At 66.2% G+C, this 9,299-nt stretch carries 9 protein-coding genes; 8 read left to right on the forward strand and 1 reads right to left on the reverse strand.

What is annotated here, in order from left to right:
* The first annotated feature begins 117 nt into the window (after nt 1-117).
* Together stpK7 and AWB94_RS23855 are read left to right on the forward strand one after the other, a co-directional pair.
* Complete coding sequence (gene stpK7, locus AWB94_RS23850; RefSeq protein ID WP_062658139.1) at nt 118-1,875, forward strand: serine/threonine protein kinase StpK7; 1,758 nt, start codon at nt 118-120, stop codon at nt 1,873-1,875.
* Nucleotides 1,876-2,134: 259 nt separating this feature from the next.
* Nucleotides 2,135-2,329 (forward strand): hypothetical protein, encoded by a 195-nt coding sequence (locus AWB94_RS23855; protein WP_062658138.1) that lies wholly within the window; start codon nt 2,135-2,137, stop codon nt 2,327-2,329.
* Here AWB94_RS23855 and AWB94_RS23860 read toward each other — a convergent pair.
* Nucleotides 2,312-3,181 carry an NYN domain-containing protein gene (locus tag AWB94_RS23860; protein WP_024454111.1) on the reverse strand — a complete coding sequence of 290 codons (870 nt, stop codon included), beginning with the start codon at nt 3,179-3,181 and terminating at the stop codon, nt 2,312-2,314. The genes AWB94_RS23855 and AWB94_RS23860 overlap by 18 nt on opposite strands.
* Nucleotides 3,182-3,301: 120 nt before the next feature.
* Between AWB94_RS23860 and AWB94_RS23865 the strand changes: the two genes are divergently transcribed.
* The 6 genes from AWB94_RS23865 (at nt 3,302) to AWB94_RS35235 (ending at nt 9,288) form a co-directional block, all read left to right on the forward strand.
* Complete coding sequence (locus AWB94_RS23865) at nt 3,302-4,393, forward strand: fatty acid desaturase family protein (protein ID WP_062658137.1); 1,092 nt, start codon at nt 3,302-3,304, stop codon at nt 4,391-4,393.
* Nucleotides 4,390-5,172 (forward strand): GAF and ANTAR domain-containing protein, encoded by a 783-nt coding sequence (locus tag AWB94_RS23870; RefSeq protein WP_234811863.1) that lies wholly within the window; start codon nt 4,390-4,392, stop codon nt 5,170-5,172. Before AWB94_RS23865 ends, AWB94_RS23870 begins: the two co-directional genes overlap by 4 nt.
* 123 nt (nt 5,173-5,295) lie before the next feature.
* Nucleotides 5,296-6,468 carry a glycosyltransferase gene (locus AWB94_RS23875; protein ID WP_234811866.1) on the forward strand — a complete coding sequence of 391 codons (1,173 nt, stop codon included), beginning with the start codon at nt 5,296-5,298 and terminating at the stop codon, nt 6,466-6,468.
* Complete coding sequence (locus AWB94_RS23880; RefSeq protein WP_062658135.1) at nt 6,456-7,472, forward strand: hypothetical protein; 1,017 nt, start codon at nt 6,456-6,458, stop codon at nt 7,470-7,472. The genes AWB94_RS23875 and AWB94_RS23880 overlap by 13 nt, the downstream gene beginning before the upstream one ends.
* Nucleotides 7,469-8,947: a glycoside hydrolase family 130 protein gene (locus AWB94_RS23885; RefSeq protein WP_062658134.1), complete on the forward strand. Its 1,479-nt coding sequence runs from the start codon at nt 7,469-7,471 to the stop codon at nt 8,945-8,947. Before AWB94_RS23880 ends, AWB94_RS23885 begins: the two co-directional genes overlap by 4 nt.
* Before the next feature lie 185 nt (nt 8,948-9,132).
* On the forward strand, nt 9,133-9,288 hold the full coding sequence (locus AWB94_RS35235) for a hypothetical protein (RefSeq protein WP_165605358.1): 156 nt from the start codon (nt 9,133-9,135) through the stop codon (nt 9,286-9,288).
* Nucleotides 9,289-9,299: the final 11 nt, after the last annotated feature.

A 9,299-nucleotide genomic window follows, 5' to 3' on the forward strand; every position in this document is an offset into this window, starting at 1 on the left:
ATGCAGCTGATTTCCGGCTGACACGTGACGACAATTTTGCCACTGTGATGTAGCTTCGATCGACACTGAGACTCAGCCAAGAACGCGACACAGGGGCCAGCGCCGAGAGGGAACACGGTGGACGCGACACCTTTCGGGCATTATCAGCTTCGGGAGTTGATCGGTCGCGGCGGGATGGGCGAGGTCTACCAGGCCTACGACACCCGGACCAAACGGGTCGTCGCGCTCAAGGTGTTGCCACCCAACCTTGCGCTGGACGCCACCTTCCAGGCCCGGTTCCGGCAGGAATCGCAGGCCGCGGCGGGTGTGAACGATCCGCACGTGGTGCCGATCCACGGCTTCGGTGAGATCGACGGGCGGCTCTACCTGGACATGCGGCTGATCGAGGGGCGCACCCTCGGCGCCATCCTGGCCGACGCCGACAAACCGCTGGAGCCCGAGTTCGCGGTCACGGTGATCGAGCAGGTGGCCTCGGCGTTGGACGCCGCGCACAGACAGGACCTGATCCACCGCGATGTCAAACCGTCCAACATCCTCATCACCAAGCAGGACTTCGCGTATCTGATCGACTTCGGCCTGGCCCGGGTGGCCGGTGAGGTCGGAATGACGACGGCGGGCAGCACGCTGGGCACGCTGGCCTACATGGCTCCCGAACGGTTCGACGGTGGCCAGGCCGACCCGCGGGCCGACATCTACGCGCTGACGTGCGTGCTCTACGAATGTCTCACCGGGACGCGGCCGTATCCCGCCGACAGTCTGGAGCAGCAGATCGCCGGGCACATGGTCGCCCCGCCGCCGAAACCGTCGGCGGTCGATCCCCGGCTGCAGCCCTTCGACGAGGTGATCGCCAAAGGCATGGCGAAGAAGCCGGGTAAGCGCTACCAGACCGGCGCCGAGTTGGCGGCCGCCGCCCGGCGGGCGGTGCACACCCCGGCGCGGGTGACCGGTTCGGGGCGGCATTCGGTGCAGCGCGGTGCCGGTCGCCGGGTGCCGCAGCGTGCGTTGTTGGCGGCCGGGGTGCTGGTGTTGGTGGGAGCCAGCGCCGTAGCCGCGTGGAAATGGTGGGACCCGGACAAGGTGGTGGCCCCCGACGGGCCGCCCGGATCGGTCGCCGCGATCGCCGCGACGGTGCCCGCCGACATCCGCGACGCCGGCAAACTGGTGATCGGGGTGAACGTGCCTTACGCGCCCAACGAGTTCAAGAATTCGGCCGGTGAGATCGTCGGCTTCGACGTCGACCTGATGAACGCGGTGGCGCGCACCCTCGGGCTGACACCCGAGTATCGCGAGACCGAATTCGACCAGATCATCCCTTCCGTTCAAAGCGGCGCGTTCGACGTCGGGATGTCCTCGGTCACCGACACGCGCGAGCGCCAGCGGCTGGTCGACTTCGTGACCTATTTCGAGGCGGGCACCTTGTGGGCTCAGCGCGCCGGTGCGACGGTCCGCCCGGATTCGGCATGCGGGTTGCGAATCGGTGTGGCGGCCAGTGTGATTCAGGAGACCGTCGAGATTCCGGCCAAGAGTGACCAATGCGTCGCGGCCGGCCTGGCCCCGATCGAGAAGGTGGTCTACAACCGGCAGGACGACGTGACGGCGGCCCTGATCGCCGGTGATGTCGTTGCCATGTCGGCGGATTCGCCGGTAACGGGTTTCGCCATCAAGCTCAGCGGCGGCGCTCTCGTTCCCGCCGGCGACGTGTTCGATGCGGCGCCCTACGGCTGGCCGGTGGCCAAAGGCTCACCGTTGGCGCAGTCGCTGATGCAGGCGTTGGCACACCTGATCTCCACCGGCGAGTACAAGACGATCGCCACCATGTGGGGTGTGGAGAAGGGGATGGTGGCCGAGCCCGTGCTGAACGGGGCCGTGCGTTAGAGCTTCTTGGGTTCGTCGGCCTGGCCGGCGCGTTTGATGGCGCGTTTCTCCTTGAGGGACTTACCGGATTTCTTGGTCATGCTCTGACGCGGAGACTTGTCGGCCATGGTGGACCCCTCTGATGTGGGGGCCTGTGGCGGTCCCGGTCCCTCGACCATACACGTTGACACGGTCCGAGCTTCGGCGTTGACTGGAGTCACAGCCGACCGATTTTATTGGCATTTCGCGATTTTCGTGTTGGCGATGTAGAGAGACCGTGATGACGCACATTGCCGAACCCCGTGTCATCGGTAACCATGCCGACATGGGCCCCTCCATTCGCCCGGACGTACCGGAGGTGAAGGGTGCCCAGGAGCTGCGCCCCGATGCCTCCGACACCAATGCCGACCAAGCCACCTGGGATTCCGAGGGCGGCGCCCTCCGGCCGGACGATGTCCTAGTCGGCCGACCGTAGCCGCACCAGTCGGGTCGTGGAGCTCTCATCCAGCTCGACGGTGTCGGACCGTGATCGCAGAAAGTCACTGAAAGACCGGAACCCCAACGATTTTTCGCTGAACGACGGATCCATCCGCTTCATCTGAGCCTTCACCGCGGAGTTGTGCAGCCAGTCGACATCGTCCTTTTCCAGGCCGATCTGCAGTGCCCGGGTGAGTAACGCGGTGGCGGCAGCTTGGGGATCCGGTGCCGCGGGTTCGGCCGGATCGGATTTCTTGGTGCGCCGGACCGGGCCGCTGGGCTCGGCGGTCGGCGTCGGCACGAACGCCGGCACGCCGGGCAGCGCGTCGTAGACCACGAACTCGTCACAAGCGGCGGCCAGGGCACGGCTGGAGGACCCGGCGACCCCGATACCGACGACGTAGCGGCCGAGCCGTTTGCAGCGCTGGGCGAGCGGGATGTAATCGGAGTCGCCTGCCACGATCACGACGTGCGTCAGGTCGGGCAGCCGGAACATGTCCTCGACGGCGTCGACGGCCAGTCGGATGTCTGCGCCGTTCTTGCCGTAGGCCGCCGCGGGGAACAACTGGACCAGATCGACCGCCCGCCCCACCAGCTGCTGGCGATAGCCGGCGTTGACGTCTGCCGACCAGTCGGCATATGCGCGGGTGAGTACCAGGGTTCCGAATGACGACGCGAAATCCAGCACTGCCCCGACATCGACGGTGGCTCTGGCCAGATGATCCGGTTGCAGACCTTTGGCTTTGTCACGCTGAAAGGAATTGCGCCCGTTGACCTGGTCGTATCTCGATATCACGATATTGTCGAAGTCGAGGTAGACCGCGACTCGGGTGGCGGAGACGTCTGTCATGGGTCCAGTGTTGCCCATGGGGTCGTGCCGTGGCGAGGACGGCGGCCGGGGCCTACGCTGGCGGCAACGCATTCGAGTGGCCCGGATCTCGCAGCCGCGCTCAGACGGACTGGGAATCAGGTGGCAATCAGCGATATCGCGGCGTACGCGAACATGAGTCCGGCGGACGTCGAGGCGTTCGGGGCCGAGCTCGACAACATTAGGGCTGACGTCGAGGAGTCCCTCGGTGCCCGTGACGCGGCCTATATCCGTCGCGTCATCGCATTCCAGCGTGGCCTCGACATCGTGGCCCGCCTGGCGATCGCCACAACCAGGTCCAGGGCCGGCTGGGTGGCCGCGACGGCGGCACTGGCGTACGCGAAATCCGTTGAGAACATGGAGATCGGGCACAACGTCTCGCACGGCCAATGGGATTGGATGAACGATCCGGAGATCCATTCGACCACCTGGGAGTGGGATATGGTGGCTCCGTCGGCGCACTGGCGGTACTCGCACAACTATCGGCATCACGTGTTCAGCAATGTCCTGGGTGTCGACGATGACCTGGGGTTCGGGGTGCTTCGGGTCACCAGCGACCAAGCCTGGAAGCCCGAGCATCTGCTACAGCCGCTGCGAAACCTCTTGCTGGCCACCATCTTCGAATGGGGCATAGCCCGGCACGGGTACCACTCCGAACGAGCGGCGGCCAGCACCGATGCCGGTCGGCGCGAGGTGACACGGACCATGCTCGCCAAGATCGGCCGTCAGGTCAGCAAGGACTATGTCATCTTGCCGGCCCTCGGTCTGCGCCGGTGGCGCCGGGTGCTGGCGGCCAACGTCAGCGCCAACCTGCTGCGGAACCTCTGGACATACCTGGTGATCTTCTGCGGGCATTTCCCCGACGGCGTCCAAACCTTCACGCCGGAGTCCGTGCAGGACGAGACCAGGGCAGAGTGGTACCTGCGGCAGATGCTCGGCGCGGCGAACTTCGACGCCGGCCCGCTGTTGGCATTTTCCAGCGGCAATCTGTCCTATCAGATCGAGCATCATCTGTTCCCGGACCTGCCGAGCAACCACTACGCGAGGATCAGTGTGCGGGTGCGCCAACTGTGCGAGAAGTACGGCCTCGCCTACACCACCGGGTCGTTGCCTCGGCAGTATCTGCAGACGGTGCGGGCGAACTTCCGGCTCGCGCTGCCCGACGACATCGGCGGGCGGTGGCACGCTCGGTGAGCGGCGATGACCCGATGCGGCACCGATCCGCCGATCTGGAGGCGGGATTGGACAGTCTCGCCGGTTTGGTTGCCGACAGTCTCGACCTTCGCCAGGTGCTGACCGAGGTCGCGACGTCGGCCGTGCGGGCCATACCGGGCGCCGAGGGCGCCGGTGTGGCCGTGCTGAAGGTGGAACGAGGTGAAGATCCGCTCGTGGAAACGGCAGCGAGCGCGCCCTTCATCGTCGAGATCGACGATATCCAGTACGCACTGTTGCGTGAAGGGCCGTCGATCACCGCCGCCTCGTCACGACGTCCCGTGCGATCCGGATCCTTGGGCGGTGACAAGGCATGGCCGCGATTCGGCCCGAGGGTCGGGCGGCTGGGCGTGCACAGCGTGCTGGCCGTGCCGCTCTTGTTGCCCGATCATGTCGTCGGTGCCCTCAGCGTGTATTCGTTCGGCAAGGACGTCTTCGACGATGACGCGGCCCGGTTGGCCGAACTGTTCGCCAAACCCGCTGCCGTTGCGGTGCACAACGCGCGGACGCTGGCCGAGGCACTCGCCGTTGCCGACCAGCTGCGGGCCGCGCTGCTCACCCGCCCCGTCATCGATCAGGCAATCGGCATCATCCGAGCGCGTACCGGATGCGGCTGTGACGAGGCGTTCACGAAGCTGCGCGTGCTGAGTCAGACCGAGCAGCGCAAGTTGGTTGATGTAGCCGGGCAGATCGTGGACGAAGCCGTCCGCCGGGTCCTGGCGGCACGGGCCCAGCAGGCAGGGGTGGGGCCCGGGGTGTAGCGTTGATGTGTTGGGACCTCAGCCGGTCCGGGATGAGTCAGCTGTCCGCCGCTGATTTCACCGAGCATCCGCTCGCGCCGGACAAGTCGGTGATTTCCGACTGTCTGGATCACCTTGAACGCCATCTCCACTCTTCAGCTTTCGAATACCGGACTGTCCCATCGCTCGTGCATTCCGAGCTTCGGGATCCTGAGCTCGTATCCCCCTACCCCCTGTGGCCTCGCGAGCTTCAGTGCCGCGCTGGCCGACGGGTTGTCGGCCGGCGGTGCCGAGGTGAGCATCGTGCGGGTGTCCGACGGGTCGCCGACGCGCAGCGGCCGCGTCGTCGGTGAGCTGGTGAACGGGTCACCATCCTCGGTGGCCGCCTGCTCGGAGCTGCTCAGTGCAAGTGATGTCGCCATCGTTCAGCACGAGTACGGGATCTACGGAGGCACCGACGGGGAAGAGGTGGTGGAGGTTCTCGGCGGGCTGCGGGTCCCGGCAATCTTGGTGGCGCACACCGTGCCTACGGATCCGAGCCCCCACCAGCGGTCGGTGCTGGCAGCCGTCACCGCGCTCGCCGATCATGTGGTCGTCATGTCAGAATCCGCAGGCGTGCGCTTGTGCGCCGGGTTCGGTGTCGAACGCGGGAAGATCACGGTCATCCCACACGGGGCTGCCGTTGCGCCGGCTCTGCACACCAACCGAGGCGGCCGACCGACCTTGTTGACGTGGGGCCTGCTCGGGCCCGGCAAAGGCATCGAGCGGGTCATCGATGCGATGGGTTCCTTGCACACCCTCAGGGGACGTCCGAGGTACCTGGTTGCCGGTCGGACACATCCGAAAGTCCTTGCCGCCGCCGGTGAGGAGTATCGGGCGGCGCGCGTCGAGCAGGTTCGGCGCGCGGGTCTGACGACATCGGTGCACTTCGACGCCGGCTACCGCGACGTGGCGTCGTTGGCGTCGCTGGTGCAATCGGCATCGGTGGTCGTCCTGCCGTACGACTCCAAGGATCAAGTGACCTCGGGGGTATTGGTAGATGCCATCGCGTGTGGACGACCAGTGGTCGCCACTGCGTTCCCGCATGCTGTCGAGTTGCTCGGCAGCGGTGCCGGCATCGTCGTCGACCATGACGATCCGGACGCGATGCGGCGGGCGTTGACGTCGGTGTTGACCCAGCCCCGACTGGCCGGCGCGATGGCGGCAGAGGCACGGCGGCTCGCGCCCGCTATGGCGTGGCCTGTGGTGGCAATGTCGTATCGGACTGTGGCGCAACGGGTTATTGCGAAGCGGAAGGCGCGGAGATGTCTTTCCTAGCACCGAAATTCGATCATCTGTTGCGGATGTCGGATCATCACGGGACTTTTGAGCACGCCTACGGCGCGACACCGCGCCGCGGGCACGGCTACTGCACCGACGACATGGCCAGGGTGCTGGTGGTCGCCAGCCGGCAACCCAGCGCGGACGACGCGGTGCACGGGTTGGCCCGTCTGGCGGTGCGATTCCTCGATGGGGCGCAGTCGTTCTCCGGCGGGTGCCGCAACCGAATGGACCACACCGGCCGGTGGATCGACGACTTCGCCCTGGAGGACTCCTGGGGTAGGTGTCTGTGGGGCCTGGGCACGGCGGCCGCGCATTGCGATGTCGGCTTGATCCGCAGGTTGTCGGTCGTGCAGTTCGAGAGGGCCGCGCACGGCCGTTCGGCGTGGCCGCGAGCCATGGCTTTCGCCGCAGTCGGCGCAGCAGAGTTGCTCGGCGTCGAACCCGACAACATCGCGGCACGCAAACTCATCTCTGACTACGTCACGGGGCTGGCACGTGCTGGTGATGATCCCGGGTGGCCGTGGCCCGAGCCACGCCTTACCTATGCGAACGCGGTGCTCGCCGAGGCGATGATCGCGGCCGCCGTCGTCACCGACGATTCGGCGCTGGGGCAGCGTGGGTTGGATCTGTTGGGCTGGTTGGTCGAACGTGAGACGAACGCAGGCCATCTGTCCCCCACACCGGCCGGCGGCTGGACGTCGGGTGAGACACGGCCCGGTTTCGATCAACAGCCCATCGAGGTGTCGACCCTTGCCGATGCCTGCGCCCGCGCCGCAGGGCTGGACCCAGCCTCGGTCTGGCTGGATACCGTGCGGGCTGCGGCGGCCTGGTTCCAGGGCGACAACGATGCCGGGTTGCTGATGTGGAACCCGGACAGCGGTGCCGGATACGACGGACTTCACGCCGACGGCGTGAACGCCAACCAGGGTGCCGAATCGACGCTCGCGGTCATCTCCACATTCCAGCAAGCCCGGCGGTTTGCTCAGGTTCCGAGTTGAGCTCGGCGGGTGGAGGGCTTGCCGTGCGCCACTCGCTTCGGTTGTCCGCCGATCCGTCGCGCGTGATCACCAGGTTGTTCGTCCCCGGCCACGAAGGATTCGAGGCCCAGGAGTCGCGGACGGGAGCCGTCTTGGCACGGATTCTCTCGTTGACCGAACGCGAGGTCGGTGCGGCCTGGAACGATGTCGCCGTCAGGTTCGGCACGCGGCACCGCGATCTGGTCGGCACCTTCCGGCGCCACGCGGCTGAACTCGCCGATCGTCTGGATCCGGGTCTGGAACTCTCCGAGCAGCGGACATTGCTGTTGGGCGCGACGTTCTCCAACGAGTTCGCGATAGAGGGAGCGGCGTTGTGCAATCCCAGCATCGTCGAGCATCCCGATCAGTCCGGTCTCGCGGCCGGCAGCCTGCGTTTCGTGATGAGCGTGCGGGGCATCGGCGAGGGGCACCGGTCCTCGATCGGATTCCGCACCGGAACCATCGACGACGCCGGTCGAATCGGCGTGGATGCGGCGGGGCCGTATGCGACGGCAGGCACCCCCACACCGACCCTCCTCGACGCAGCGGTGTTCCGCAGTGAACTGGCCCGGGTCGATGCCGTGGCAGAGGCCGTCGCCTTTGTGCTCGACGGGTTGGGGGAGCGGTTCAGCCGGGCAGATCTCGATGCGCGGCTGCAGCGGTTACAACGCAACCGCGTGACCCGCAGACATGCGCTGGACGCCGTCGCGGCGATCACCGCGATCGCCGATCGGAGTTACGCGGTCGAGTTCCCCTCCTGGACAATGCTTTCCGAACGCGTGCTGTGGCCGGCCACCGACGCCGAGGCGGCTGGCATCGAGGATGCCCGGTTCGTGCGCTTCGTCGAAGATGACGGTGTCGCCACCTATTACGCCAGCTACACCGCCTACAGCGGATCGCTGATCAGTCAGCAGCTGTTGTCGACCAACGACTTTCGTTCCTTCACCTCCGAGCCGATGGTCGGCGAGGCATCCGCGAACAAGGGGCTGGCACTCTTTCCGCGCCGAATACGTGGGCGCTTCGCCGCGATGTCGCGATCGGACCGGGAATCGAACACCGTCGCCTTTGCCGATCGACCATCGGTGTGGACGAGGGCGACGGCGTGCCAGTATCCGCTGGCGGCCTGGGAAGCGCTGCAGCTGGGCAACTGCGGTGCTCCGATCGAAACCGACGCCGGGTGGTTGGTACTCACCCATGGGGTGGGTCCGATGCGCACCTATTCCATCGGGGCGATCTTGGTCGACTTGGAGGACCCCACCCGGATCATCGGCAGGCTATCGGAACCGCTGCTGAGTCCTTCCGCGGACGAACAGGACGGGTACGTGCCCAACGTGTTGTACTCGTGCGGCTCGTTGGTGCACTCCGACACCATCGTGCTGCCGTACGGCATAGGCGACCGCGCGATAGGTTTCGCCACGGTGTCGTTGCCGGCGTTACTCGCTGCCCTGAGGCCCTGACCCGGCGCGACCACGTTTGCCAGTTTGTCGGCCGACCGGCAAGGTTGCACTGGCCGACAGGCTTGTAAATGTGGCCTTCTGAGCAGGGCAAATGCGCGAAAACGAGGCTCCACCAAATTGTGCCCAGTGTTGGTGTGATTCAACCCACCAAGTGCGCTACATTGTGACGGCAGTCATAGGAAAGGGTGGACATGGGCGGAGTTTTGTTAGCAGGCCTGCTGGTCGTTCTCGGCGTCGGTTCGATCGCCGCTGTCGTCGCAGCCGCCGTTCTCGGCTACGGCACACTGGCGCTGGCAATCGGCATTGTGTCCAGCGCTGCCTTCGCGGCGCGGACCGTTTGAGAAGTACCGAG

It is taken from the genome of Mycolicibacterium canariasense, from assembly GCF_002101555.1.
Taxonomy (GTDB): domain Bacteria; phylum Actinomycetota; class Actinomycetes; order Mycobacteriales; family Mycobacteriaceae; genus Mycobacterium; species Mycobacterium canariasense.